Here is a 26,955-nt window from a genome sequence, read left to right as displayed (position 1 = left end):
GGTGTTAGACTCCGAGGGTCGAAATGTCGAAACCACGATGAAAGGCTGCCATCAGGGTATCGTGTGCCAGTGGATCGATCCGATCCAACCGTCCGAGTGCCTGGACACCGCTCATGTGGGCTATGATCCGCTCAGTCTCAGTGTTCTCCCCACCAATAAACGCTACTCCGAGGATGGGTACGGACCGCATCCGTAGCGCCTCGACGGACATCAGCGTGTGATTGATGGTACCGAGCGACGTCCTTGCGCAGAGGATGACCGGTACCTGCCAGCGGGCGAAAACATCGGCAAACAGGGTCTCTGACGTCAGAGGCACGAGGACGCCACCGGCACCCTCAATCACCAGAGAGCCCGGTCCGTTCGGCAAGGCAAGCGCCTCTTTGTCGACGACGACACCATCGAGCGCAGCCGCGTAGTGAGGCGATGCGGGCGTTCTTAGTCGGTAGGCTTCCGGAATGATCCGTGAGGTTGGAACCTTGCCCAGTCGAGCGACCGTCTCGGCATCCGTTTCCTCGTCCAGTCCAGCCTGGACGGGTTTCCAGTAATTTGAGCCGAGTGCGGCCGTTAAGGCGGCGGCAAAGACTGTCTTGCCGATGCCTGTGTCGGTGCCTGTGACAACGAAGCGCGACGTCATCGGTGCTCCTCCCTGAGGATAGCGGCGAGCCGCTCGAACAACCGGGAAATGGCCACCTCATCGACATTAAGCGTGATGGAGATGCGAAGTCGTGCCGTGCCTTCGGGCACGGTCGGGGGGCGGATGGCTCTCACGTCGAAACCTTCCTTGCGCAGGCGTTCGGCGATCGCGACCGCGCGGGCGTTATCGCCGATCAACAAGGGAATGATCTGCGAGCTGCTGGCGTGGGTCCCTGTTGTCTCTGCCATCTCGCGGTTGGCAAAGGACACAAGTCCGGAGAGCTTGGCGCGGCGTTCCGGCTCGTCGGCCAGGATCCTCAACGATTCGCGCAGTGTTGCCGCCACCAACGGGGACGGTGCGGTCGAGTAGATGAAATTTCGGGCTCGGTTGATGAGGAAGTCGCAGATGATTGCAGGGCCGAGGACGAGTGCACCTGAGGCTCCGAGTGCCTTGCCGCAGGTATGCAGTGTTATGCAGTTTTCGGGATGACCCAGGCAATGCGCCAAACCGCGTCCGCCTTGCCCAAACACGCCCGTCGCATGTGCCTCGTCGATCAGGAGGAAACCTTCTGACCGTGTGGCGAGCTCTTTAAGCTCGCGAAGCGGTGCGAGATCTCCATCCATGGAATAGAGGCTTTCGACGGCGATCCAGGGTCGGCCTCTACCGCCTGCGCGCCGCCACCCATTGATGGCATCGGCGACCGCGTTGACGTCGTTGTGCCTGACGGCAACAGAAGGCGCTCGGCTTGCCGATATCCCCTCATGGGCGCTGGCATGGATGAGTGCATCATGGATGATGAGGTCGTCACGCTGCGGCAAGGTCGAGAACAGAGCGACATTGGCGGCGTAGCCACTCCCGAAGTAGAGGGCTTGCTCGGCTCCAAAATATGCCCCGGCCTCGTGTTCCAGCGCCTGGTGTTCGGGGTGATTGCCACGAAGCAGGCGAGAGCCGCCTGCTCCGACCGGAACGTGGTTGTCCAGCGCCCGCCGGACAGCGTCCTTGAGACGCTGTGAATTTGCGAGGCCCAGATAGTCGTTTGAGGTGAAATCGACGCCCGATGGCGCCATGAGGGTTCGGCTCCTGCTCTTGCGGCCGAGGGAGGCAAGCTTGCGCGCATAGGGCGCGAGGCCGGCGATAGTCATTCGGCCGGCTCCAGCTGCTCCGCCTTCAGTCCAAGTCGACGGAAGAGCGCGGTGTCTTGATCCTCGTCAGGATTGTCGGCGGTCAAAAGTGTGTCGCCGACGAAAATGGAATTGGCACCAGCAAAAAAACAGAGTGCCTGGGTCTCGTCCGACATGTCTGTTCGTCCCGCTGACAATCGCACATGAGAGGTCGGCATCAGGATGCGGGCCAATGCCACGGTACGGACAAAGTCAATCGGATCGAGGGACCCGGCATCAGCTAGCTTCGATCCGGGGATGGGGATCAGCATGTTGATCGGAACGCTCTCGGGCGGCGTCGGGAGATTGGCCAGTGTGACCAGCATCGAGATGCGGTCGTCGGTCGTCTCCCCCATGCCGAGGATGCCGCCCGCGCAAACCTTGATCCCGGCCTCCCGGACATTGGCGAGCGTCTCCAGGCGATCAGCAAAGGTGCGGGTGGTGATGATCTCGCTGTAGAAGCGCTCCGAGGTGTCGATGTTATGGTTGTAGTAGTCAAGGCCGGCGTCTTTGAGCCTTGAGGACTGTTGGGGCGTCAGCATACCGAGTGTCATGCAGGTCTCCATGCCAAGGGCCTTCACGCCTTCGACCATGGCAACAATCGCATCCATGTCGCGATCCTTCGGACTGCGCCAGGCAGCGCCCATGCAATATCTTGTCGCCCCGCCGTCCCTTGCCTTGCTCGCCTCGGCTAGCACGCGCTTCACCTCCATGAGCTTCGAAGCTTTGAGCCCAGTCGGATAATGTGCCGATTGGCTGCAGTAGCCGCAGTCTTCTGCGCAACCGCCCGTCTTGACGGACAGGAGACGGCTCATTTGTACCGTGTTGGGTTCGAAATTGGCGCGGTGAACGCCGTGAGCACGGAAGAGAAGATCGTTGAAAGGCAAATTATAGATAATTGTAGCTTCGCCTTGCGTTACGTGATCACGTTGTAGATTCGCAGACGCGATTCTTGAGGCTGAATTCCCGGTATTCGGCAGCATTTGGCCCGATTCCTTCCGTCAGAGATCGATGAGTCGGAGATAGTTTGCAAAAATATCTATAAAAAGCTATCCCGAATTTGAGCAATTTGAGCGTCCGGTGAGCGAGGTGGAGGAGATGCAGTGTTCGGCTGAGAAGCGCGGCTAGCATCGTCGTATTTGTGTAGAACACTGCGACACGAGCAACCAAAGGAACTTGATGCGAGACGAAGCCGGCAGGCAGTAGGCCTTCAGGCGCGGCCTGGATGCGGCTCGCACGAATGCGCAAAGGGTATCGGGTGCGGTTTTTCGGGCTGGACGGCGACTGCAGAGCGCTTACGCGCTGCTCGTTGAATTCGCTGCCATGGTCGACCGATCCGCTCCAGCGCAGTCGTCGCCTTCTCGAACGGTCGGCGCGGATGACTGCACAAAACGTGCGATGATCCTGGCCGAGGCGAGCCACGTGGCCGGTCAGCCATGTGGCGAACACAGAAACCGGGCGATAGCGGCATAGAGGTCATCAAGGGTGGATAGCAGGCGCGGCATGTTCGCAGATTCGACAATGCTCTTCCGAGCCTGTGGTCGGCCTCTTCCGAGATGGTGACATCGCGGACGCTGTCACCATCGATCGTTGCCCGGTCAGCCACGCCAGTAAGCGTGGTCGATGCGAGACGCGATCAGGTGTTTTGCTTCAGTGACGCAGGCACCGGCTATCGACGCTGTTGTGGCAAACGAAGCGCGTCGAGGGCCAGCGCGAATTGATCCCAGGCGAAGCGGGCGGCTCGTGCGCTATGTGGCGGCGGTCGGACGCTGCTTGCGGGAATGGGCATAGGGATACTGGGTTCGTTTTTGGGCTAGCCGACGATCGCAAAACGTTCGCGGGTAGTACGTTGCACTCGCCGGGATGGTCCGCCGATCCACTGCACATGCCTTTCCAGGGCAGTCACAGCATTCTCGACCTTGCCGGCGCGCAGGAACGCGAGAATGGTGCGATGATCCTGATCGATGCGAGGCTCCCATTCGGTCAGCCAGGTGGCGAACAGAAACCGGGCGCTGGCGGCATGCAGGTCATCAATGGCGGAGAGCAGGCGCGGCATGTTGCAAGGTTCAAGGATCAGTTTGTGAAACCTGCGATTGGCCTCTTCCCAGGTGCGGACATCGCGCGCGTTATCGCCATCGATCGTTGCCTGTTCAGCCTCGTCGAGACGGGATGGGGTGAGGTGTTCGGCCGAGTGGCGCAGCGCCAGCCCCTCAAGTGCTGCGCGCATCTTGGCGACTTCCTGCACTTCCTTCAGATCAAAGGTAGCGACGCGAACGCCGCGGCGTGGTTCGCTGACGGCGAGACCCTGCGCTTCGAGGCGGCGCAATGCCTCGCGTACGGGGACGTGCGACGACCCGAATTCTTCTGCGATGTGGTCCTGCTTAAGCTTTGAGCCGGGCGCCAGGGATCCGGTCACAATGCGCTCGGCGAGCGCGCGACTGATGCGACCGGCTATGGTGTCGTCGTTATGGATACTCATGGTTTTAGAGATAATTCCTGTGCACGACCGTGTCGAGGTGCGTGCAATGCATGGCTGTGGATTTGTCTCAGGCGTAGTCGAAGAGTGAGGCACGACATCAAATGCAAGAACCCGTGTGAGGAGCACGCAGGCGACACCGCAACCGGTCAGGCCGACCTGGATATGGGTTCTGTTGAAGAAAGACGCGTGAGCTATTCGCCGCGCGCCCCGGGATGCCTGATGGTGCGCATCCTCGCGGTCGTCTCGTTTTGATCATCAGCTGTGATCGGAGGGACAAGGAAAATTGAGCTGAGGTTCAAGGGTCTAGGGGTTAGACAACGGGCGGGGGCAATACAGGTGTGGCGGACTGGCCGGCTACGAGTTCGGCGCGCGGAACTGCCATGGTGTCAGCCTGCGGGAACGGGGTGTCCGGTCGTGTGTTCGCAGGAAGGTGCTTAGGGTTGAGGAGATCGGAACCTAGAGATGTCGGGAGAGCGGCACGTGTTGAGGGGCGCTTCGGCCGTTGGGAACTTGCTGTCATGCCGCGGCCGCGCTCGCTCGCATGGCGAGGAGGATCGACGCGAAAGGTGGGTAACGACCGAGTTCCCCGCGGGGAACAATCCGGCGGGCGGGGTCACTGTTGCTCAATGAGGGATCGAACTGCAGCCGCGTGGTCGGACATATCAGGCGGCTTAGGGGCATGTAGGGTCCGGCGAAGGAGTTCGTTTGGCGCGAAATGCCCGCCAATTTGACCGTCGCCTTGGCGGGTTCTATGGACCCGGTTTCAGTGCAACAAAGCGTGGTTCCCCGCGGGGAACTTTTGGAAACGGGTGCCGTCGTTGCGTTTGTCAGCGGCTACAGACCCAACTGGTCGAAGACATATAAGCCGCTGATTTCCGCTTTTGCCTTGAAGGTGCTGTTGACAAATCACCCCGAAATCCGGGATTCTTTGTACAGTGACAGCCCCTGAATACGCGCTGCTTGCGCCGGCAAAACCGGCATTTCGCGTGGGGTAAGCAATTCCGGGCCACTCTGCAGGCTTCCGGTTGGTTTACGAGGGAATACGCGTGGCGGAAGCGAACCGTGAATTGGCTGCCGTTAGCGAAAATATCTATGGTTAACCAACAATTTAGGTGCGCCTGGAAAGACGCTCAGCAAACGGTATTAAACCGGTCCACGCAGGTCGAAAGGACCTTCTCCCCTGGGCGTTTCCACCAGTTCCCTGCCGAGAAGATCTCGACCTCCTGAGGTCCGTTATAGCCTGCAGCCTCAATTGTCCGGCGGATCCCCGGCAAATCTATGACGCCGTCCCCCATCATCCCTCGGTCAAGGAGGAGATCGGTGGTTGGCACCAGCCAGTCGCAGATATGATGTGCCAGAATGCGACCGGAAGCGCCGGCCCGGGCGATCTGCTGTTCGAGCTTCGGATCCCACCAGACATGATAGACGTCGATGGCAACGCCAACGCCCTCTCCGAGGAGATCACATATGTCGAGCGCCTGTTCGAGGGTGTTCACGCACGCGCGGTCGGCTGCATACATTGGATGCAGCGGTTCTATCGCGAGCGGTATGCCGGCTGCCCGCGCATGCGGCAGGATTGCTGCAATGCCGTCTGCGACCATCTCGCGTGCTGAGGCGATATTTTTCGATCCGGTTGGAAGGCCACCAACCACCAGGACGAGGCAATCGGCATTGAGTGCGGCTGCCTCATCGATCGCTTTCTTGTTGTCGTCGTTGGCGGCGGCGCGTCCGGCGGGATCCGCAGCCGGAAACATGCCGCCACGGCAAAGCCCGGTTACCCTGAGCTTGTTGTCGCTGACGATACGGGCAGCTTCTGCAAGGCCGATCGCATGCACCTGATCGCGCCACGGGGCAATCGCCACGATATCCTGTTTGAGGCAGGCTTCGACAGCCTGCCTCATGTTGTACTGTTCCCGCACGGTCGCGAGATTGATGGAAAGGCCGTCGACTGCCATGCGTGTTCCTCCTTCACCTCGCGGTCGCGAGGCGCCATGTGGCGTCAGATACCTGCGGTCGCCAGGATGGTTTTCATACGATGGGTGGCGATGTCAGGGTCGCGCAGCACGCGAGCCTTGTCAGCGAGACGGAACAACTCCGCCAGGTGCACGATTGAGCGTGCGCTCTGCTGACCGCCCAGCATCTGGAAATGATCCTGAAAGCCGTTCAGGTAAGCGAGGAAGACAACACCGGTCTTATAAAAGCGGGTCGGTGCCTTGAAGATGTGCCGGGACAACGGCACGGTTGGGGCGAGGATCTCGTGGAATGCGGCGAGGTCATCGTTGGCGAGCTTCTGGAGTGCGGCACTCGCAGCAGGCGCGATCGCGTCAAAGATACCGAGGAGGGCATGTGAATACCCCTGCTCGTCACCCGCGATAAGCTCCGCGTAATTGAAGTCGTCGCCGGTGTACATCTTGACCGCAGGGTCAAGACGGCGCCGCATGACGATTTCCTTCTCTGCAGAAAGCAGAGAGATTTTCACGCCATCGACCTTGCTCGCGTTCTCATTGATGATGGCAACGGCTGTCTCCATGGTCTGTCTGAAGTCGTTCGAGCCCCAGTAGCCGGCAAGCGCCGGGTCGAACATGTCACCCAACCAGTGGATGATGACAGGCTGTTGCACCTGCCGCAGGATACGACCATAGACACGGACGTAGTCTTCCGGGCCCTTGGCAGCCTGAGCAAGCGCGCGGCTTGCCGTGAGGATGATCCGCCCCCCCTGCCCTTCGACGTAGGAAACCTGCTCTTCGTAGGCACGAATGACGTCGTCGACGGTAACGTCAGGGCCAGGTGGCAGATGGTCGGTGCCCGCGCCGTAGGCGATCAACGCGTCCGGGCGTTTGCGGGCAGCCGATTGCACATTGGCAATCACTTCCTTGGCGCCAGCCCAGTCGAGCCCCATCCCGCGCTGGGCGGTATCCATTGCCTCGGCTACACCGAGACCAAGGTCCCACAGGTACTCACGGAACGCGACGGTTCGTTCCCAGTCGATATTGCGGTCGAGCCAGGGGTCGTTGTCGGCGAGCGGATCAACGACGATGTGCGCCGCCGCATAAGCGACGCGGTTGAAGGCATGCCCGCCCGCCGGACGTTCCGGCGCGGCAAGCGGAGAGTTGGCGACGAGGTAGTCCTCTATCGTGCCGCCAGAGGTTGGGAGACGAAGTGTCGTTGCCATGATCGTCACGCCACCTTGCGAACGGACGTGTCTGCAAGCGAGGGAACGTCCACCCACCGGCGTTCCTTCCAGCTCTTGTGTGCGAGTTCGGCGAGCTGGACACCCTTGGCGCCTTCGCGCAGCGTGAACTTCCACGGCGCGTCCTCGACGACATAGCGAAGGTAGTCCTCCCACTGTGCCTTGAAACCGTTGTCGAATGTCTGCGTTTCCGGAACTTCGTCCCAGGTCTTGTAGAAGTCGATCGTTTGCGGCTGGTCAGGGTTCCAGACGGGCTTCGGCGTGTTGACACGATGTTGCGTCCAGCACTTGGTGAGGCCGCAAACGGCCGAACCATGGGTGCCGTCGACCTGGAATGTGACGAGGTCGTCGCGGCGCACCCGAACCGCCCAGGATGAATTTATGTGGGCAACGATACCGCCTTCAAGCTCGAAGGTGGAATAGGCGGCGTCATCGGCGTCGGCCCGGTAGGTCTTTCCATTCTCATCCACGCGACTAGGGATGTGGGTGGACGCGTAGCAACTGACGGCCTTCACCTCGCCAAACAGATTGTCGAGCACGTAACGCCAATGCGGCAACATATCGAGGATCATCCCGCCGCCGTCTGCTGCGCGATAGTTCCAGGACGGGCGCTGAGCCTTCACCCCCCAGTCTCCCTCGAACACCCAGTAACCAAATTCGCCACGAACAGAGAGGATTTTGCCGAAGAAGCCGCTGTCCTTCAGCAATGCGATCTTGCGCAAGCCAGGCAGATAGAGCTTGTCCTGAACAACGCCGTTTTTGACACCGCGCTCCTCGGCGAGCGCAGCAACCGAAAGCGCCTCCTCAAGCGTTTCCGAGATTGGCTTTTCACAATAGACGTGCTTGCCGGCCTCGATCGCCTTTTTCAGGAGCGCCACGCGCATCTGTGTCGAACCGGCGTCAAAGAAGATCTTGTTGTGCGGATCGGCGAGCGCACTGTCGATGTCGGTGGTCGTGCGTGTCAGGCCATGCCTGCGCGCGATCGCCTCGATCTTGTCGGCGTTTCGTCCAACCAGGATCGGATCTGGCATCAGGCGGTCGCCGTTGGAAAGCTCGAGCCCCCCCTGCTCGCGAATTGCCAGAATCGAGCGCACCAGATGCTGGTTGTAGCCCATGCGGCCTGTGATCCCATGCATAATCATGCCAAGCGATATCGTCGCCATCTGCCTCTTCCTCCCAAGTAAATAACTATTTAGTTACATAAGTGACATGCGCACTCGAGACTGTCAACCCGGTGCGAACGCGGTAACGTCATCGAGAACGCTCAATCATCGCGCTGAACCAGCAATCGGGACGGTGGGATGTCGCAAAGGCCCAGTGAAGCATCTACACGGAAAGGCTAGCCTTCTAACAAGAGCGGTTCGCCTCACTGGGAAATATTGTTAGCTTCGTGATACATAAAGGCAATTTATGTAGCGCGAAGGTCCCATTTCGACGTCGCGAAAGCTGAGCGCGAACCGACAATAGGGCCATACCGCATGGGCAATGATCTCGGCGGGAAGCGGTGGCGTTTATAGCGGGTGGGTGAGGCTTCACTCATGCCGTCAGATTATCGTGCCGATCCGAACAAATCGCTTAAGGCGATGCCACCATCGGGACCCCAATCACCCGATGCTTGACCGCCCAGTGTGCATTCTGCTGGATATCGGTCCCCAAACGCCGTATGCCCTTAGCTAAGTGTTTGGTCGCAACTTCCGCTCTTCGTACGCATGAAATCCATTTCAGGCACCAATCTCGAGCAGGCAAAATCGCACAACCGACGCGTCGTGATCGAGGCGATCCGGACGCGCGGACCCCTCTCGCGTGCTGCCCTCGTGAGATTGACGGCGCTGAGCACTCAAACGATTTCAAATATCGTCGAAGAGCTTGTGGCGTCCGAACTCCTGAAGGCGGAAGCCCTTCAAAAGATAGCCCGGGGCCAGCCGATCACGCCCTACTCGATCAATCCGAACGGCGCCTATTCCATCGGCTTGGAACTTGAGCGCGACCGTGCCATCGGGGTCCTGACGGATCTTTCCGGCAAGGTTCGGGCCAGGGTCGAAAAGACCGCCAACAGGCCGGCACCCGCAGAAGCGCTGCCCCTTCTCGCCAGCATAGCCGATGAACTGTATCAGGGCTTCCGTTTCGACCGCACGCGTCTCCTCGGTGTCGGCATTGCCATGCCTGGACGCTACGCCACCGAAGGCGTCACATCCCTAAGCCCGGTGACGTTGCCTGGCTGGCAGGACTTTCCCGTGGCGCGTGAGCTTGCTGGTCTTGTCGGTGTGCCTGTTCTCGTCGAGAACGATGCAACGGCGGCTGCGATCGGAGAACGGCTCCACGGTGTTGCGCGCGCCCTGAGCAGCTTTGTCTATCTGTTTCTCGGCGGTGGAATTGGTGCCGGCATGTTCCTCGACGGCCATGTCTACCGAGGTAGCCGTCATAACGCCGGCGAAATCGGTCATGTGATCGTTGTTCCAGGGGGCCTGCCCTGTTCATGCGGCAAGCGTGGTTGCCTGGACCGCTATGTTTCGCTTGGCTCCTTATACGAGCATTTGCGCGTCAAGGATCCTGGCGAGTATTCCCCTGACACACTTGAAGCCATGCTCGACGCCAATTCCGAAGCGATCGATGCCTGGGCGGCCGCTGCCGCCGAACCGTTGCGTCAGATGATCGACTTTCTTGAGCTTTCATTTGACCCGCAGACTATTGTGCTCGGCGGCTCCATGCCTCCGTCGTTATTGCAGCGCCTGGCCCAGCATGTTGAGCCTCTTTACAAGCCGGTCAATCCGGGTATCGAACGAAGCCTGCCTCGCATCATCATCGGGGCAACCGGCCGTGACACGGCGCTTCTGGGCGCTGCGGCACTGCCGATCTTTTCCGAGACGAACCCGCAATTCGACGTCTTGCAAAAACCTGTCGGCCGATAGCCTCAGGGATAGGCGTAGAGGACGGGCATCAGCCCGGCAACTGCCTTGAAACGATCCCAGGATTTGTCGGCCGGTTTCGTCCAGGCGCTTTCGGCAAGTGCGGAGATGCGCGGAAACACCAGGCGATCGAAGACGGCGCGGTCGGTCATTGGCTCAGACCAGATGCAGGCCTGGATACCCCGCAGCTTTTTCTTCTGCTCGTCGCTCCACCCTTGCACCGGATCGAAATTGTAGAGCTTTTCCGGTTCCGACCACCCGGCCCAGCTGGCGCCAGGTTCGTCCCAGTCCGGGCTGTTTGCCATGTCGAGATAGTAGACCTGCCCCGGGCAGACCACCATTTCGTAGCCTTGACCGGCGAGCGCAGCCGAGACCTCGACGCTGCGCCAGCCGCACAGATAGCTCTTTGTCTTGTCAATGACGTTGCCGTGTGCGGCTTCTTCCCACCCGCCGGTGATGCAGCCTTGCTCGGCAAGGAATTTCTGGATCCGCGCAAGGAAGACCGACTGCAGGACCGCTGCGCCAGATCCGTCGATATCGTCGGCGCCGTGGGTATTGGTAATGACGTTGAGGCGCTTGGCGTGCGCTTCGGCCACGCCATCGCCGCCAATCTCGCGCAGTCGCGCCAGCGCTTCGGGCGAGCCGGACCACGCACCGAGCGGTACCTCATCGGCACCAATATGGATGGTCTTGAACGGAAAGAGCTCAATCAGCTCTTTGAAAATTGTTTCCAGAACTTCATAGGTCTTTTCGCGCGCCGGGTTCACGCAGTTGTCGGGGAAGCCCTGGACGGAATAATAGCTGCCCGCCTCCTCGGGGTCGCGAAGTTCAGGGATCGCCTGCTGCATGGCGAAACAATGCCCCGGCACATCGATCTCCGGCACCACCTCGATGCCGAGTTGCCCGGCATGGGCCACGATGTCGCGAACCGCAGCTTTGGTGTAGTAGCCCCCGGTCCGTACCGCGCCCGAGCCGAGCAGCGGCGGAATTGGAAGACCATGACCGCGCCAAGCCCCGACCTGCGTTAGCGCGGGATAGGCGTCGATCTCGACGCGCCAGGCTTCATCATCCGAGAGGTGCCAGTGGAAGCGGTTGACCTTGTTCCAGGCAAGAATGCTGAGCAGCTTCTTGATCTCGGCGGTCGTGTAGAACTGCCGCGCGACGTCGAGATGCAGGCCACGCCATCCCATGGACGGTTCGTCGCGGATCTCGCCTTCGGCAGGGAAGCGAAATGCGTGTGGATAAAGATGTGCGCCACGCCAGGTCTGACCGAGCGTGATCAGACCGTAGACAAGACCGGTTTGCGTGGTGGCGGAGATGGAAATTGTGTCGCTCGCAAACGTCACGCTGTACGCCTCCGGTGCAAAGCCGTCGACGATCCGAAGCATGACAGGCATTCCGCCTTCGCAGGCAGGACGAACAATACCCTCGACAGAAAAGAGCTGTTCGACAAGGTCGGTAAAGGCTGTTGCCGCGGCTATCGCCTGTGGAGCGTCAGCGTTGAGGGAAAAGCCCGGGGGCAGTGAACGCTTGCCCGACACTGAAACCTCGTTCGGCCAGGGGACGATTGCGACCGGCACGGGCGGATTGACCGGCACGGGATAGATTTCTGCTCCGCGCTTTAAAGGCGCATTGTTGGCGAGCGAGCGGGTGGGCTCGACTGAAAGCGACAGAGTACTGCCGTCGGCGAAAGCCACATAGGCGCCGGTCGCACCATCCGTCCAATGCTGGAATGGCCAACTCAAAGCTGTGATCGCCAGCGTCCAGGTCTTGCCTGCCTCAAGCTCGAAATTTTCAGGGGGCAGGAACTCCGTGAAGTTCGACAATCGCCGGCCAACTGAGCCCCCCTCGATCTGAACGGCCGGGTCGACGCGACCCGGACCGCTGATGCAAAGGGTGAAATTGGAGATCGGCTTTGATGAAAGGTTCTTGAGAGTGAGAGTGTAGGCCTGAGCCCGTTCTGCCGAAGCGGGTAGCCACGACGTTTCGAGCCGCAAGGCGGGCTGGTGCTTTGTCGACATGAGCATCTCTTGATTGCCTTTCGGGACCTGAATCTTTCAATGTCGCGGTGCGCGACGAGACGGCACACTTTGATCAATCAATTTGATTTAATCAACCGCTCTTGGCCCCCGTCAGTCAAGATGGATGTCCGGCAAGCCCGCCGGCCGCCACGCAAACGGCGTGCGTGACAGGCCCTGCACATCGGCCGAGTAATCATGATCCGCTAAGCGGATAGCCTTCGAAGTTCTTCAAAGTATTGAGAACGATAGATGTTTTGACGTGTTGGACCGAATCGTGCGGGAGAAGGACATCGTTGACGAATCTCGAAAGTCCGGACAAGCCGCGTGTTGCGACCTTGAGGTGATAATCCATTTCACCGGTCAGCGCATAGGCTTCCAGAACCTCTGGAAGACCGTTGACCAATTGCGCAAAGCGGCGGGCGTTGTCACGGTTGTGGGTCGCCAATGTCACCGAAATGACCACCAGCAGGTTGAGCCCCAACTTGTCGGGATCGAGGTTTGCCTGGTAGCCGCGAATGAAGCCTTCTGCTTCCAGTCGCGTTCGCCGCCTCGAACATTGAGATGGAGAAAGCGCGATGCGCTCGGCCAGTTCGATGTTGGTCAATCGGCCATCGGCCTGAAGCTCAGAGAGGATTTTCAGGTCAAATCCATCCAGATGCTCCGACATTGTATATTTTCCCTATAATGTGCACGTTCCGTGCGGAACTTTCGCTTAATGCGCTCACAATGCAAGCACATTGCACTGACTTCGGTCCATAATTTGCGCAAAGCCTCAGGAGGAGCAAATGGGCCCATATCCACACGACGCACCGCCGTCTCAAATCACCACGGATAATCCCGCAGGCACAGATGGGTTTGAGTTCGTTGAATTTGCGCATCCCGAACCGGAGAAGCTGGCGGAACTGTTCACCCGCATGGGGTATCGGCCCGTCGCAAAACACAAGAGCAAGGATATCACCGTCTGGCGCCAGGGTGACATCAACTACATCGTCAACGCCGAACCAGGCAGCCATGCAATGCGCTTTGTGGATGACCATGGCCCCTGTGCTTCCTCGATGGCCTGGCGTGTGGTCGATGCCAAGCATGCTTTTGAGCACGCAGTTGCCAAGGGTGCGACCCCATACGAAGGCAATGACAAGGTCCTTGATGTTCCGGCGATCGTGGGGATTGGGGGATCGCTTCTATACTTCGTGGAGCGCTACGGTTCGAAAGGCTCCGCTTACGATCTCGAGTTTGACTGGCTGGACGAGCGCGATCCACGACCAACTGGTGTCGGCTTCTTCTATCTCGATCACCTGACCCACAATGTCTACCGCGGCAACATGGACAAGTGGTGGGATTTTTATCGCGAACTCTTCAATTTCAAGCAGATACATTTCTTCAACATCGATGGCAAAATCACCGGCCTGATGAGCCGTGCAATCACCTCGCCGTGCGGCAAAATCCGCATTCCGCTGAATGAATCGAAGGACGAGACCAGCCAGATCGAGGAGTACCTGAAGAAATACCGCGGGGAAGGGATTCAGCACATTGCCGTTGGAACTGACGCCATCTACGAGGCGACGGACAGCCTCGCAGAAAATGGGCTTCGCTTCATGCCAGGTCCACCTGAAACCTACTACGACATGTCAGTCGATCGTGTTGCCGGGCACGATGAACCGATCCACAGGATGCGCAGGCACGGCATCCTCATCGATGGCGAAGGCGTCCTCGATGGCGGCACCACCAAGATACTGCTGCAAATTTTCTCGAAGACCGTGATCGGCCCGATTTTCTTCGAGTTCATCCAGCGCAAAGGCGACGAAGGTTTTGGCGAGGGCAATTTCCGCGCACTCTTTGAATCCATCGAAGCCGACCAGATCCGCCGCGGCGTGATCAAGCCTGCTGCCGCATAACGGTCGAAGGAACGGACAACTCAGTGGCCGTCGCGGGCGACAGCCTCCGGCGGCAACGTCTCCAGCAGGTTCTTGCGGTGGAAGATGAACAGTCCCGCCACCACAATGATCGTACCGCCGACGATCACATAGAGATCAGGAACGTCGCCGAAGAAGAGATAGCCGAGAGCAATCGCCCAGATCAGCAGGCTGTACTGCAGTGGCGCCAGCAGGGATGCGGGTGCCAGCTTCAGCGAGCGCGTGATCAAAAGGTGAGCGCAGGAAGCAACGACGCCAAGCGCAAGCATGGAACCGAATTCGACAGGTGTCGTCGGCTGCCAGGCCCCGATTGAAAGCACCGCTCCGACGATGAGCGCACCGATCATCTGCCAGGTGACGAGTGTTGTGTCACTGGTGTTTCGAAGGTGGCGGTTCAGCACCAGTGCCATGGAGAAGGACAGGCTGCCGACAATTCCGAATAAGGATGGCAACGACAGCATCGCTGATGATGGACGCAGTGCGATCACGACACCGCAGAAGCCGACAAAAACCGCCAGCCAGCGGCGCCAGCCAATTCTTTCATTGAGAAAGAAGTGCGACAGGGCCGCGACATAGATCGGTCCGGCCATATAGAAGGTCATCACGTCAGCTAGAGGCAGGTAGGCGACGGCAGCGTAAAACAGGCCAACATCCAGTGTTGCAAAGAGGACCCGCAGGAATTGCAAGCCCTTCCGCTCCACCCTGATGAGCTCGGCCGGGCCTTGCCTGAGAATAAGCGGTCCCAGGATGATGAAACATCCGAGCGAGCGGATGAGCAGCACCTGCCCGACCGAGAAGTTCGTCACCAGCCACTTACCCATTGCATCATTGAGTGCGAAGAGAAAGTCCCCGAGGAGCATCAGAACGATGCCGACGAGGACCAAATTCTTAAGGCCTGTCGCGCTGGGGTGGGCTTGCATGCTGGGGTTCCTGTCACTGGTCGCCGGCTTACTGCGGCAGGCGGGCCGTCGCGCATATCGACCGGAGTGTCAAGTCGCGCAACTGCCTATTCTGTCTTGCCCCGGAGCATTTCGATGATCGCCGAGAAGTCGCGCCCACCGTTCCCCTGTTTCTCAAAAAGCGCGTAGAGCTGCGACGCTTCGGCTCCAAGCGGCGTGGAGGCCCCGGTCGACAGCGCAGCTTCCTGCGAGAGCCGCAGATCTTTCAACATCAGCGCCGCCGCAAAACCCGGTTTGTAATCGTTGTTGGCTGGCGATGTCGGAACCGGTCCCGGGACAGGGCAGTATGTGCTGATCGACCAGCATTGTCCCGATGAGGTCGAGGCAACATCGAACAAGGCTTGATGCGACAGGCCGAGCTTTTCGCCAAGCGCAAAGGCCTCGCAGACGCCGATCATCGATATCCCGAGGATCATGTTGTTGCAGATCTTGGCCGCCTGCCCCGAGCCCGCCTCTCCGCAATAAACGATCTTCTTGCCCATCGCTTCCAGGATGGGCTTGGCCTTTGCGAAGGCTTCATCGGACCCACCGGTCATGAATGTCAGCGTGCCCGCCGCAGCCCCTCCAGTACCACCCGAGACAGGGGCGTCGAGGGACAGGCAACCGGCATTGCTCGCGATTTCGTGCGCCTTGCGGGCGCTTTCGACGTCGATGGTCGAGCTGTCGATGACAAGTGTACCTGCGGGGATAGAACGCAGAATATCGGTCCAGGCGCTGAGCACATGTTTGCCCTGCGGCAGCATGGTCACGACGATTTCTGCGTCTGTGACCGCCTGGCTGATGTGGCTCGCCGCGGTTACGCCGTGTGCTTCGGCCGCTTTGAGGATCGGTGCTGCCAGATCGAAGCCGGTCACCTGATGACCCGCCTTGACGAGATTGGCGGCCATCGGGCCCCCCATGTTGCCAAGTCCGATAAATGCGATCTTTGCCATGCCGTCCTCCTATCTGTTGTCCGACAGGATCATGGACGCTGCCTTTTCGGCAATCATGATCGTCGGCGAATTGGTGTTGCCCGACGTGATGGTGGGCATCACGGAGGCGTCTGCTATGCGAAGCTTCGCCAACCCCCGGAACTGGAGGCGGGGATCGACGACGCTCTCGCGATCGGAACCCATCCGGCATGTTCCAACAGGGTGGAAGATCGTTGTGCCAATATCGCCGGCCGCCTTTGCGAGCTCAGCCTCAGTGCGGTAATCCGGACCGGGTTTGAACTCTTCCGGCCGAAACCGGGCAAATGACGGCTGCGCCACGATTTTCCGCGTCAGGCGTATCGAGCGAATAGCTATGTCGCGATCATGCCCGGTCGAGAGATATCTGGGGCTGATCGTCGGCTGCACGGCAAAATCCGGGCTTGCCACATGAACTGAACCGCGGCTTTGTGGCCTGAGGTTGCAGACACTCGCCGTAATTGCCGGAAACGTATGCACCGGGTCCCCGAACTTGTCGAGCGAGACCGGCTGAACATGGTACTGGAGGTCGGGCGTTTCCTTGTCAGGACCAGAGCGGGTAAAAATCCCAAGCTGGCTTGGCGCCATCGCCATGGGTCCCGAGCGCCTGATCAGATACTCGAGGCCAATGACAGCCTTGCCGATGAGCTTTGTTGCCTTCTCGTTCAGCGTCGGAACGCCGGTGACTTTGTAAGCGAGCCTCAGTTGCAAGTGGTCCTGCAGGTTCTCCCCGACCCCTTTGACCTCCTTCAAGACCTCCAGGCCGGCGTTCTTCAACACATCGCCACGCCCAAGACCCGACAATTCAAGGATGTGTGGCGAACCGATGGCACCAGCGGCAAGGATCGTCTCCCGTGCCGCATAGGCGCGCTTCATCGTGCCACCATGTTGATACTCCACGCCTGCAACCGCGCCTTCCTCGACAACAAGCCGACGCACCTGGGCTTTCGTCAAAACCATGAGATTGCTTCGTCGCATGGCTGGACGCAGGAACGCCTTGGTGGTGTTCCAGCGAACGCCCGATCGTTGGTTGACGTCGAAATAGCCGGAGCCTTCATTGTTACCAGTATTGAAATCAGGGCTCTCAGGAATGCCGGCCTCCCTGGCCGCAGCCTGGAACGCATCGAGCACTGCCCAGCGTACGCGGGCCTTCTCCACGCGCCACTCGCCGCCGGCACCATGCAGATCACTCTCGCCGCGATGATAGTCCTCCGACTTGCGAAAGAATGGGAGTACGTCGTCCCAGCTCCAGCCGATGCATCCCATCTGTCGCCACAGGTCGTAGTCGCGCGCCTGGCCGCGCATGTAGATCATGCCGTTGATTGAGGAGCATCCACCGAGCACCTTTCCCCGCGGATAGCTTAGCGCACGCCCGTTCAATCCCTCCTGCGGCGCGGTCGTGAAACACCAATCCGTGCGCGGGTTGTTGATACAATAGAGATACCCGACCGGGATATGGATCCAGTGATAGTTGTCGTTGCCGCCCGCCTCGAGCAGCAGCACACGGGTGTTTGCGTCCGCCGAAAGCCGGTTGGCGAGCACGCAGCCGGCGCTGCCGGCGCCTATGATGATGTAGTCGAAACGATCCATGCAAATGCCACCCGCGGGCTAGCGGCGGTAGACGAAGCCAAGTCTGCGGCCAAGACGCGAAGCGTAGAACTCACCAATGATGCCACGGCGAAAGATCAGCACGCAAATCATGAACACCACGCCTGTTATGATCGTGACGGGAAATTCCGACGTTGCCAGGTAGTTTTGGAGAACGACGACAAGTCCGGCGCCGAAGATAGGCCCGATCAAGGTGCCGATCCCACCGAGAAGCGACATCAGGATCACCTCACCTGACATCTGCCAGGCGACATCAGTCAGCGTAGCAAACTGGAAAACCAGCGACTTCAATGCCCCCGCAAGACCGGCGAGTGCGGCCGACATCACGAACGCCCCGAGCTTGTAGCGGGCAACCGAGTAGCCGAGCGAGATCGCCCGCTGTTCGTTCTCGCGGATCGATTTCAGGATCATGCCGAATGGCGAATTGATGAAACGCCAGATGACCAGGAGGCCAGCCACGAAGACCGCGAGCACGAAGTAATACATGGTCGTTGCATCATTGAGGTCGAGAAGGCCAAACAGGTGTCCGCGTGGCACGGACTGGATCCCGTCTTCGCCGTGCGTGAATTCCGCTTGCAGGCAGAAGAAGAAGAACATCTGCGACAAGGCGAGCGTGATCATCGCAAAATAGATACCTTGGCGCCGGATGGCGACAAAACCCATGACGAGACCAAGTACGGCAGCTCCTGCCACGCCGACCAGGATGCCGAGTTCGGGTGACAATCCCCATTCCTTTACGGCATGGGCCGTGAAATAGGCAGCCCCTCCGAAGAAAGTGGCATGACCGAAGGATAAAAGACCGGTGTAGCCGAGGAGGAGATTGAAGGCGCAGGCAAACAGGGCGAAGCACAAAAGCTTCATCAGGAAAATTGGGTAGAAGAAGAACGGCGCCAGCAACAGGAGCAACAGCCCGATGATGAGGAAGGCCGCCTGGACTGAGAGGGCGGTGCGGCTCTTTTCCGTTCTCATGGTCTCGGTGATCTCTGTCATCATCATGCGTCCCGGCCAAAGAGGCCCGCGGGCCTGATGAGAAGTACAATCGCCATGATGACGAAGATCACGATGTTGGAGGCTTCGGGATAGAAGACCTTTGTGAGACCTTCGGCAATGCCGAGCACATAACCGGTAATGATCGCGCCCATGATCGACCCCATGCCGCCGACGACGACGACAGCGAAGACGACAATGATCATGCTGGATCCCATCAACGGCGAGACCTGGTAGATCGGTGCGGCAAGCACGCCCGCAAAGGCTGCAAGCCCGGCACCAAGCGCGTATGTGAGCGTCAGGAGGACCGGCACGTTGACACCGAATGCCTGCACGAGTGTCGCATTCTCGGTGGCGGCCCTGAGATAGGCGCCGAGCTTCGTCTTCTCGATCAGGAGCCAGGTTCCAAGGCACACCACCAGTGATACGATAACCACCCAACCGCGATAGATCGGCAGGAACATGAAGCCGAGGTTGACTGCACCGGAAAGAGCGGCGGGTTGCGCATAGGGCTGGCCAGAGGAGCCGTAGAGGTATCGGAAGGTGCCTTCGACCGCCAACGCGAGACCGAAGGTGAAGAGCAGGCCGTAGAGCGGATCGAGATCATAAAGTCGGCGAAGAAACAGTCGTTCGACCACCGCGCCGGCCAGGCCGACGATGACAGGTGCCAGGATCAGTGATGGCCAGTAGCCGATGCCTGCGTAGGCAAGCAGAAGATAGGCGGCAAAGGCGCCGAGCATGTACTGAGCGCCGTGCGCGAAATTGATGACACGCAGCAGGCCGAAGATAATTGCGAGCCCTAGGCTCAGAAGAGCATAGAACGAGCCATTGATCAGGCCGATCAGCAACTGGCCCATGAATGCCTGTAGGGGAATGCCGAAGATCATCGTCATCAGATCACACTCCCAGAACCTTGTGCAGCGTATCCATCCGCTCGGGCAATTCGATGACCGGGAACTCCGAAACCATCTGCCCGTGGTCCATAAGATAGAAGCGATCGGCGATCCGGCTAGCAAACCGGAAATTCTGTTCGACGAGCAGGATCGTCATGCCGCGCTCCTTCAGTTGCTTCAGCACCTCGCCGATGCGCTGGACGATAACCGGCGCCAGACCCTCGGTCGGTTCATCGAGCAGCAGCATGCGCACACCGGTTCTGAGAATGCGGGCGATCGCCAGCATCTGCTGTTCGCCACCCGAAAGCTTCGTCCCGGCGCTGTTGCGTCGCTCGTAGAGGTTGGGAAACAGCTCGTAGATTTCGTCCAGCGTCATGCCGCCGGAGGCAACGACTGGAGGAAGCATCAGATTTTCTGAGACCGTGAGCGTCGAGAATATGCCGCGTTCTTCCGGCACGAAGCCGATGCCTTTATGCGCCGTCTTGTGCAACGGCACCTGCATCATGTCCTCGCCGGCAAAGGTCAGTTTGCCCTTGCGGGCGCGCACAATGCCGGTGATGGTGCGCAGCGTCGTTGTCTTTCCCACACCGTTGCGGCCGAGAATGGTGATCGTTTCGCCTTCGCCAATGCGCATGTCGACGCCATGCAGAATATGGCTTTCGCCGTACCAGGCATTGAGACCCTGGACCTCCAGAAGCGTCGTCATCAACCCTCCTCCGAGCCCATGTAAGCCTGGCGCACCCGCTCGTCAGCGCTGACTGTCGCGTAATCGCCTTCGGCGAGGATCTCCCCGCGTTGCAGCACCGTCACGTGCTGGCAGATGTTGGCGACGACAGAAAGATTATGTTCCACCATCAGGACGGCACGGTCGCGTGCCACTTCCCTGATCAGCGCAGAGACAACGCCGACATCTTCGTGGCCCATCCCGGCCATAGGTTCGTCAAGCAAAAGCACTCTCGGATCGAGCGCGAGCGTGGTCGCAATCTCGAGTACGCGTTTGCGACCGTACGAAAGATCGGCGGCGATCGCGTCACGTTCCTTGGATAGGCCGACCTTCGCAAGCAGCTGTTCGGCGCGATCATTCAATTCGTCGAGCGCTGAAAGCGGACGCCAGAATTGTGTCGAGAGATTATTTGGGCGTTGCAGGGCGACGCGGACATTGTCGAGAACGCTTAAGTGCGGGAACACGGCCGAAATCTGGAACGAGCGCACCAGACCCATGCGCGCCACCTTGTCGGGCGCTGTCTTGGTGATATCGGTCCCCATAAAGGTGATGGTGCCTGATGTCGGCTGCAGGAACTTGGTCAGCAGATTGAAGACCGTCGTCTTGCCGGCTCCGTTGGGGCCGATCAGGGCGTGCACGCTTGCGTCGTGCACATCGAGATCGACATTCTTGACGGCGGTAAAGCCGCCGAAATCTCGGCGAAGACCGCGGGCGGAGAGAACCACCCGCGGTGTTTCACTTGACTGGGCTGCGGAGACCGCCATCGGCTCAATTTACCAGCGCGCAGCCGCTCTTGGCGGGATCAATGTAGGCATCCTTGCCCGGGATGGTCGCGAGAACGTTGAAGTAGTCCCACGGCTCCTTGCTGTCAGCCGGCTTCTTCACCTGCAACAGGTACATGTCATGGATCATGCGACCGTTCGGGCCAACGGTGCCGCCGCGGCCGAAGACGTCATCAACGGGCATCTCATGCAACTGCTTGGAAACGGCCTCGGTTTCGTCGGTACCAGCCTTGTCGATCGCCTTCAGGTACTGAAGAACGGCCGAGTAGGTGCCGGCATGGACCATGTTCGGCATCTTGCCGGTGCGGGCGAAGAATTTCTTGCCGAATTCGCGGCTCTTGTCGTCAAGATTCCAGTAGTAGCCTTCTGTCAGCGTCAGTCCCTGCGCCGCTTCAAGACCCAGGCCATGCACTTCGGCAAGCGTGAAGAGAAGAGCTGCGAGATGCTGGCCGCCCTGGGTGATGCCGAACTCAGCCGCCTGCTTGATGGCGTTTGCAGTATCCAGGCCAGCGTTGGCAAGACCGATCACCTTGGCGCCTGAGGATTGCGCCTGCAGCAGGAAGGACGAGAAGTCCTGGCTCGACAGCGGATGGCGGACCGAGCCGGCAATGGTGCCGCCGTTCGCCTTGACGAACTCGCTCGTCTGCTGCTCAAGCGAATATCCGAATGCATAGTCGGCCGTCAGGAAGAACCAGCTGTCACCGCCCTGCTTGACGAGTGCGCCGCCCGTGCCGACTGCAAGAGCATGCGTGTCATAGGCCCAGTGGAAGCCGTAAGGCGAGCACGCCTTGCCGGTCAGGTCCGTCGTGGCCGCACCGGTGACGATGTCGATCTTCTTCTTTTCCTTTGCCAATGCCTGGACGGCCAGTGCGACCGACGACGTGGTCAACTCCATGATCGCGTCGACCTGTTCCGTGTCGTACCACTGGCGGGCAATGTTCGAGGCGATGTCAGCCTTGTTCTGGTGGTCTGCATCGACGATCTCAATCGGTGCACCGAGCACCTTGCCGCCGAAATCCTCGACCGCCATCTTGGCCGCCTCGACGGAAGACTTGCCGCCGAAATCGGCGTAGACGCCGGACTGATCGTTCAGGATTCCGATCTTCACCTTGCCGTCGGATGCACCATCGGCGAGTACGGCGGTGCTGCTTGCAAGCAGAAATGCCAGCGACGCAATGAGTGACTTTCGCATATGTCTCTCCTCCCAAAGATTGGCCAGAATGCGGATCTGTTCAAATTTGGCTAGGCCGCTCTCCTCAAAGCCGCCTGCTCCTGCCTCACGATCATGGAATTGTACCAATCAGGCAAGGCCGCTTTACAACTAATTCCAAACAGTATCTGTTCGTTTTTGAACAGAACTGTTGCTTCAGCTCGGCACCGACCCAATGAATGCAGATCGTTACGGCGCTTTCGTTGGAACCTAGGGCGGGTCGCAGTGAGGTGGAGGCTGTGCCGCATTAGACGAAAGACCAATGCGAGCGGCTGAATGATGCAAGCGCCAATCGGGGAGTGAATGAACAATCCGCCGCAATTTACCTGGGACGACCTGCAATTCTTTCTGGCGGTTGCCCGTACCGGACAGCTGTCGACCGCCGCCCGGCAATTGCGCACCAGTCATGCCACGGTCTCGCGCCGCATCGACCGCCTGGAGTTCGCTCTCAAGGTCAAGCTCTTCGAGCGCAATCCGCGCGGCTACGTAATGACCGCGATGGGGGCGCGCTTCGTTGAAACCGCGGAGAAAATGGAGCAGGAGACCGAGCGGCTGCGAGCCGACCTCACCGACGGCGCGACAACGCAGCGTGGCGTGGTGCGCCTCAGTGCACCGGAGGGTTTCTCGAACTTCTTCTTCGCCCGCGTGTTGCCGCAGTTCGTCGCCCGCCACCCGCATCTGTCGCTGGAGCTGGTTACGATCCAGCAGATCATGTCGCTGTCGCGCAAGGAAGCCGACATCACCGTCGTTCTCGATGAGCCAAAGGGCGGACCCTATTTCTCCGAGAAGCTCACCGACTACCATCTTCAGGTCTACGGCTCGCGGGACTATCTGCAACGCAATGCACCGATCACCTGTCGCGACGACCTCCTGGAACATCCATTCATCAGCTACATCGAGGAAATGATCTTCGCACCTGGTCTGGATTATCTTGGAGACGTGCATCCGCGCATCAAGCCGCAGTTCCAGAGCTCCAGCATCTTTGCGCAGCTGACGGCGACCAGAAATGGCCTTGGGCTTTGCGTGCTTCCCTATTTCTTTGCGAGCCGTTACCCTGAACTCGAACGAGTACTGCCTGAGGAGGTGGATCTCCGGCGGCACTACTGGCTCACCTGCCATCGCGATCTTCGCCAGTCCCCGAGAGTGCGGGCCGTCATCGATTTCCTGCGCGAAGCGGTCATCGGCGAGGATGTCCGGTTCATCCCACCCTGGGCGAGGCGCTAGATTGACGCCCGCGTTCCTCCGGCGAGTTGACCCTTTAAAGCCACAGGTCTATGCCCAAGGATGTTTGCACCGGCAGGTGGATGAGGAGGAAAATTACCATGCAGCATACCCGCGAGATCTTCGACTGGGCCGATCCGTTCCGGCTGGCGGAGCAGCTGACGGATGAGGAGCGCATGGTGCAGGAGACGGCGCAGTCTTATGCGCAGGACAAGCTGGTGCCGCGTGTGCTCGAGGCCTTCCGGAATGAAAAGACGGACCCTCGTATTTTCCGTGAAATGGGCGAGCTCGGGCTGCTCGGACCGACTATTGGCCCGGAATATGGTGGTGCTGGCCTCGGCTACGTCGCCTACGGCCTGATCGCCCGCGAGGTCGAACGCGTCGATAGCGGTTACCGCTCGATGATGAGCGTGCAGTCCTCCCTCGTCATGGTGCCGATCGATGCCTTTGGATCAGAAGCGCAGAAGCAGAAGTACCTGCCAAAGCTGGCAACCGGCGAGTGGATCGGCTGCTTCGGACTTACCGAGCCCAACCACGGCTCGGATCCAGGCTCGATGGTGACGCGGGCAAGGAAGGTCACTGGCGGCTACAGCCTGACCGGCGCCAAGACCTGGATTTCCAACGCCCCGATCGCCGATGTCTTCGTCGTATGGGCCAAGACCGAAGACGACGTCATCCGTGGCTTTATCCTGGAGAAGGGGTGGAAGGGCCTCTCGGCGCCGGCGATCCACGGCAAGGTTGGCCTGCGCGCTTCGATCACCGGCGAAGTGGTCATGGACGAGGTCTTCGTGCCGGACGAAAACCTGCTGCCTGATGTCACCGGTCTAAAGGGTCCGTTCACCTGCCTGAACTCGGCCCGGTTCGGCATTGCCTGGGGCGCGCTTGGCGCTGCCGAGGACTGCTATGCCAAGGCCCGCCAGTATGTGCTGGACCGCAAGCAGTTCGGCCGGCCGTTGGCTGCCAACCAGCTGATCCAGAAAAAGCTTGCCGATATGATCACCGAAATCTCACTCGGCCTGCAGGGCTGCATCAGGCTCGGTCGCATGAAGGAGAATGGGCATCCGCCAGTGGAGCTGACCTCGATCGTCAAGCGCAATTCCTGCGGCAAGGCGCTTGATATCGCGCGGCTAGCCCGCGACATGCTCGGCGGTAACGGCATCTCCGACGAGTTTGGTATCGCCCGCCATCTCGTCAATCTCGAGGTGGTCAACACCTATGAGGGGACGCATGACGTCCATGCGCTGATCCTTGGCCGTGCTGTCACGGGCATTGCCGCCTTCGCCAATTGATTGAACGATACCATCGCGCAAATTGAAACCTGCGCAACAATATGCAAGCCTCCCGTGACCGCGATTGAATTGCGCGCGGCATGGGGGATTGCACATGCTTTTGTTTCTTGCATTTCTGATTGGAATTATCGCAGGTCTCAGGGCCATGACGGCGCCAGCCGCCGTTGCCTGGGGGGCTGCTCTCGGATGGTTTGACGTCTCGCAGACGCAGCTTGCCTTCATGGGATATCGCTGGACGCCCTGGGTGCTCACGCTGCTTGCCGCAGTCGAGTTGATTACCGACCAGTTGCCTTCGACGCCGTCCCGCAAGGTTCCTGTTCAGTTTGCTGCCCGTCTCATCATGGGAGCGCTGACAGGTGCCACCATTGGTGCCTCTGGTGGCTCCCTTGTCGGCGGCCTGATTGCAGGGATTGTTGGTGCCGTCGTCGGCACATTGGGCGGTGCGGCAGTGCGCAGCAGGCTTGCCGCCGCCTTCGGTAAGGATACACCGGCAGCGCTGATCGAGGATGCGGTTGCGATCATCGGCGCGCTCATCATCGTGGGAGCTGTGTGATGTCAAGTTTCGACGCCATTGTCATCGGGGCCGGCCAGTCCGGTCCCTTCCTCGCCGCCCGCATGGTCGCCAAGGGCATGAAGGTGGCGTTGATCGAACGGAAGTACCTCGGCGGCACCTGTGTCAACGCCGGCTGCATGCCGACGAAGACGCTGGTGGCAAGCGCGCGCGCTGCTCATATGGCGCGGCGCGGTGCCGACTACGGGGTGTTGATCCCCGGCACTGTTGGCATTGACATGACGGTGGTGAGAAAGCGGGCCGAAACCGTGACGATGAACGCCCGCAACGGCCTGATAAACTGGTTTGCCGGCATGGACGGCATGACAGTCATCTACGGCCACGCACGTTTCGAGGACGCCCATACCGTGACCGTCAACGGGGAGAGGCTGACCGCACCGAGGATATTCCTGAACGTCGGCGCGCGACCGTCCATTCCGGATATGCCCGGGATTGGCGATATCGACTACCTGACGAGCACATCGATCATCCATCTCGACCGGCTTCCAAAGCATTTGGCCGTCATCGGTGGCAGCTACATAGGTCTTGAGTTCGCGCAGATGTATCGTCGCTTCGGTGCCGAGGTGACGGTGATCGAGCGCGGCCCCAAGCTTGCCTCGCGCGAGGATGCCGATATCTCGGACGCGATCGCCGACATCTTGCGCTCGGAAGGCATTACCGTGCATACGGATGCGGACGGAATAGGATTCTTAAAGACGGCCGATGGGGTCGAGGTCAGTATCGGCAATGGTCAGCCGGCCATTCAGGCGAGCCACGTGCTGGTTGCCATCGGACGCACGCCGAACACCGACGATCTCGGGCTCGACAAGGCCGGCATCATCACCGACAAGCGTGGCTACATTACCGTCGACGACAAGCTTGCAACCAATGTCGAGGGGATCTGGGCGCTCGGCGACTGCAATGGCCACGGGGCCTTCACGCATACGTCCTACAACGACTTCGAGATCGCTGCCGCCAACCTGCTTGACGGCGAGGACCGAAAGCTCAGTGACCGCATCCTTGCCTATGCGCTCTACATCGACCCGCCGCTTGGCCGTGTCGGCATGAGCGAGAGTCAAGCGCGCGCCACCGGCCGCAAGATCTTGATCTCGACCCGCCCGATGACAAGGGTTGGCCGCGCCAATGAGCGAGCCGAGACCAAGGGCTTCATGAAGGTGATTGCCGATGCCGAAACGCAGCAGATCCTGGGCGCTGCGATCCTCGGGATTGAGGGTGACGAGGCGATCCACGGCTTCATCGATGCAATGAACGCCAAAGCCCCCTACCCGGTGTTGAAATGGGCGGTGCCCATCCATCCGACCGTGTCCGAGCTGATACCGACGCTGCTTGGGGATTTGAAGGCGGTGTAACTGTCGACGATCGACTTACGTCTCGCGACGGGGCGGCTCAACATCTGAGCCATCGCCGCCCCGTTGACGAATGCTGGTCCAATGTTTGATGCCGCGGTGGAAGCCCGAGCGA

At 59.8% G+C, this 26,955-nt stretch carries 23 protein-coding genes and 1 pseudogene; 6 read left to right on the top strand and 18 right to left on the bottom strand.

The window, feature by feature from the left end:
* Nucleotides 1–4 precede the first annotated feature (4 nt).
* The 8 genes and pseudogenes from bioD to JNB88_RS33445 all read right to left on the bottom strand — a co-directional run.
* A complete protein-coding gene (gene bioD / locus JNB88_RS06860) occupies nucleotides 5–634 on the bottom strand; it encodes a dethiobiotin synthase (RefSeq protein WP_220354795.1) in 630 nt (209 codons plus the stop codon).
* A complete protein-coding gene (locus JNB88_RS06855; RefSeq protein ID WP_220354794.1) occupies nucleotides 631–1,776 on the bottom strand; it encodes an 8-amino-7-oxononanoate synthase in 1,146 nt (381 codons plus the stop codon). Before JNB88_RS06855 ends, bioD begins: the two co-directional genes overlap by 4 nt.
* Nucleotides 1,773–2,777 carry a biotin synthase BioB gene (gene bioB, locus JNB88_RS06850; protein WP_220354793.1) on the bottom strand — a complete coding sequence of 335 codons (1,005 nt, stop codon included), beginning with the start codon at nucleotides 2,775–2,777 and terminating at the stop codon, nucleotides 1,773–1,775. Before bioB ends, JNB88_RS06855 begins: the two co-directional genes overlap by 4 nt.
* A gap of 830 nt (nucleotides 2,778–3,607) precedes the next feature.
* Nucleotides 3,608–4,273, bottom strand: a complete 666-nt coding sequence (locus tag JNB88_RS06845) for a GntR family transcriptional regulator (RefSeq protein WP_220354792.1) — start codon at nucleotides 4,271–4,273, stop codon at nucleotides 3,608–3,610.
* A 1,130-nt stretch (nucleotides 4,274–5,403) separates the two neighbouring features.
* Entirely contained in the window at nucleotides 5,404–6,228 is an 825-nt protein-coding gene (locus JNB88_RS06840) for a sugar phosphate isomerase/epimerase family protein (protein WP_220354791.1), read from the bottom strand.
* A 44-nt stretch (nucleotides 6,229–6,272) separates the two neighbouring features.
* On the bottom strand, nucleotides 6,273–7,445 hold the full coding sequence (locus JNB88_RS06835) for a dihydrodipicolinate synthase family protein (protein ID WP_220354790.1): 1,173 nt from the start codon (nucleotides 7,443–7,445) through the stop codon (nucleotides 6,273–6,275).
* A 5-nt stretch (nucleotides 7,446–7,450) separates the two neighbouring features.
* Nucleotides 7,451–8,626, bottom strand: a complete 1,176-nt coding sequence (locus tag JNB88_RS06830) for a Gfo/Idh/MocA family protein (RefSeq protein ID WP_220354789.1) — start codon at nucleotides 8,624–8,626, stop codon at nucleotides 7,451–7,453.
* A gap of 267 nt (nucleotides 8,627–8,893) precedes the next feature.
* Nucleotides 8,894–9,003, bottom strand: a pseudogene (locus JNB88_RS33445) (IS6 family transposase); the annotation flags it as partial.
* 169 nt (nucleotides 9,004–9,172) lie between these two features.
* Here JNB88_RS33445 and JNB88_RS06825 point away from each other — a divergent pair.
* Entirely contained in the window at nucleotides 9,173–10,372 is a 1,200-nt protein-coding gene (locus JNB88_RS06825) for an ROK family protein (RefSeq protein WP_220354788.1), read from the top strand.
* Nucleotides 10,373–10,374: 2 nt separating this feature from the next.
* Here JNB88_RS06825 and JNB88_RS06820 read toward each other — a convergent pair whose 3' ends face one another.
* Both JNB88_RS06820 and JNB88_RS06815 read right to left on the bottom strand, forming a co-directional pair.
* A complete protein-coding gene (locus tag JNB88_RS06820; protein ID WP_420832167.1) occupies nucleotides 10,375–12,390 on the bottom strand; it encodes a beta-N-acetylhexosaminidase in 2,016 nt (671 codons plus the stop codon).
* Nucleotides 12,391–12,583: 193 nt separating this feature from the next.
* The gene (locus JNB88_RS06815) at nucleotides 12,584–13,057 is read right to left on the bottom strand and encodes an Lrp/AsnC family transcriptional regulator (protein WP_220354786.1); all 474 of its coding nucleotides are present in this window, start codon (nucleotides 13,055–13,057) and stop codon (nucleotides 12,584–12,586) included.
* Between the two features lie 118 nt (nucleotides 13,058–13,175).
* Here JNB88_RS06815 and hppD point away from each other — a divergent pair, with 118 nt between their 5' ends.
* Nucleotides 13,176–14,285 carry a 4-hydroxyphenylpyruvate dioxygenase gene (gene hppD / locus JNB88_RS06810; protein WP_220354785.1) on the top strand — a complete coding sequence of 370 codons (1,110 nt, stop codon included), beginning with the start codon at nucleotides 13,176–13,178 and terminating at the stop codon, nucleotides 14,283–14,285.
* Between the two features lie 20 nt (nucleotides 14,286–14,305).
* Here the strand turns inward: hppD and JNB88_RS06805 are convergent, their stop codons facing one another.
* The 8 genes from JNB88_RS06805 to JNB88_RS06770 all read right to left on the bottom strand — a co-directional run bounded on the left by JNB88_RS06805 (nucleotide 14,306) and on the right by JNB88_RS06770 (nucleotide 22,395).
* Nucleotides 14,306–15,223 carry a DMT family transporter gene (locus JNB88_RS06805; RefSeq protein WP_220354784.1) on the bottom strand — a complete coding sequence of 306 codons (918 nt, stop codon included), beginning with the start codon at nucleotides 15,221–15,223 and terminating at the stop codon, nucleotides 14,306–14,308.
* 86 nt (nucleotides 15,224–15,309) lie between these two features.
* Nucleotides 15,310–16,194, bottom strand: a complete 885-nt coding sequence (gene mmsB / locus JNB88_RS06800) for a 3-hydroxyisobutyrate dehydrogenase (protein WP_220354783.1) — start codon at nucleotides 16,192–16,194, stop codon at nucleotides 15,310–15,312.
* Nucleotides 16,195–16,203: 9 nt separating this feature from the next.
* On the bottom strand, nucleotides 16,204–17,799 hold the full coding sequence (locus JNB88_RS06795) for a GMC family oxidoreductase (RefSeq protein WP_220354782.1): 1,596 nt from the start codon (nucleotides 17,797–17,799) through the stop codon (nucleotides 16,204–16,206).
* 18 nt (nucleotides 17,800–17,817) lie between these two features.
* Entirely contained in the window at nucleotides 17,818–18,807 is a 990-nt protein-coding gene (locus JNB88_RS06790; RefSeq protein ID WP_220354781.1) for a branched-chain amino acid ABC transporter permease, read from the bottom strand.
* A gap of 2 nt (nucleotides 18,808–18,809) precedes the next feature.
* Entirely contained in the window at nucleotides 18,810–19,697 is an 888-nt protein-coding gene (locus JNB88_RS06785) for a branched-chain amino acid ABC transporter permease (RefSeq protein WP_037134172.1), read from the bottom strand.
* Between the two features lie 4 nt (nucleotides 19,698–19,701).
* Complete coding sequence (locus JNB88_RS06780) at nucleotides 19,702–20,403, bottom strand: ABC transporter ATP-binding protein (protein WP_220354780.1); 702 nt, start codon at nucleotides 20,401–20,403, stop codon at nucleotides 19,702–19,704.
* Complete coding sequence (locus tag JNB88_RS06775; protein WP_037134174.1) at nucleotides 20,403–21,185, bottom strand: ABC transporter ATP-binding protein; 783 nt, start codon at nucleotides 21,183–21,185, stop codon at nucleotides 20,403–20,405. Before JNB88_RS06775 ends, JNB88_RS06780 begins: the two co-directional genes overlap by 1 nt.
* 4 nt (nucleotides 21,186–21,189) lie before the next feature.
* Nucleotides 21,190–22,395 (bottom strand): ABC transporter substrate-binding protein, encoded by a 1,206-nt coding sequence (locus JNB88_RS06770; protein ID WP_220354779.1) that lies wholly within the window; start codon nucleotides 22,393–22,395, stop codon nucleotides 21,190–21,192.
* Nucleotides 22,396–22,716: 321 nt separating this feature from the next.
* Here JNB88_RS06770 and JNB88_RS06765 point away from each other — a divergent pair, with 321 nt between their 5' ends.
* The 4 genes from JNB88_RS06765 (at nucleotide 22,717) to JNB88_RS06750 (ending at nucleotide 26,843) form a co-directional block, all read left to right on the top strand.
* The gene (locus JNB88_RS06765) at nucleotides 22,717–23,637 is read left to right on the top strand and encodes a LysR family transcriptional regulator (protein ID WP_037134176.1); all 921 of its coding nucleotides are present in this window, start codon (nucleotides 22,717–22,719) and stop codon (nucleotides 23,635–23,637) included.
* 98 nt (nucleotides 23,638–23,735) lie between these two features.
* Nucleotides 23,736–24,923 (top strand): acyl-CoA dehydrogenase, encoded by a 1,188-nt coding sequence (locus JNB88_RS06760; RefSeq protein ID WP_220354778.1) that lies wholly within the window; start codon nucleotides 23,736–23,738, stop codon nucleotides 24,921–24,923.
* Nucleotides 24,924–25,017: 94 nt separating this feature from the next.
* Nucleotides 25,018–25,476 (top strand): DUF4126 family protein, encoded by a 459-nt coding sequence (locus JNB88_RS06755; RefSeq protein ID WP_220354777.1) that lies wholly within the window; start codon nucleotides 25,018–25,020, stop codon nucleotides 25,474–25,476.
* A complete protein-coding gene (locus JNB88_RS06750) occupies nucleotides 25,476–26,843 on the top strand; it encodes an FAD-containing oxidoreductase (protein WP_220354776.1) in 1,368 nt (455 codons plus the stop codon). The genes JNB88_RS06755 and JNB88_RS06750 overlap by 1 nt, the downstream gene beginning before the upstream one ends.
* Nucleotides 26,844–26,955 lie beyond the last annotated feature (112 nt).

It is taken from the genome of Rhizobium cauense (assembly GCF_019511525.1).
Lineage (GTDB): Bacteria > Pseudomonadota > Alphaproteobacteria > Rhizobiales > Rhizobiaceae > Rhizobium > Rhizobium cauense.
The sequence above is the reverse complement of the archived record's forward strand: the minus strand, read 5'-3'. Positions and strand labels throughout refer to the sequence as shown.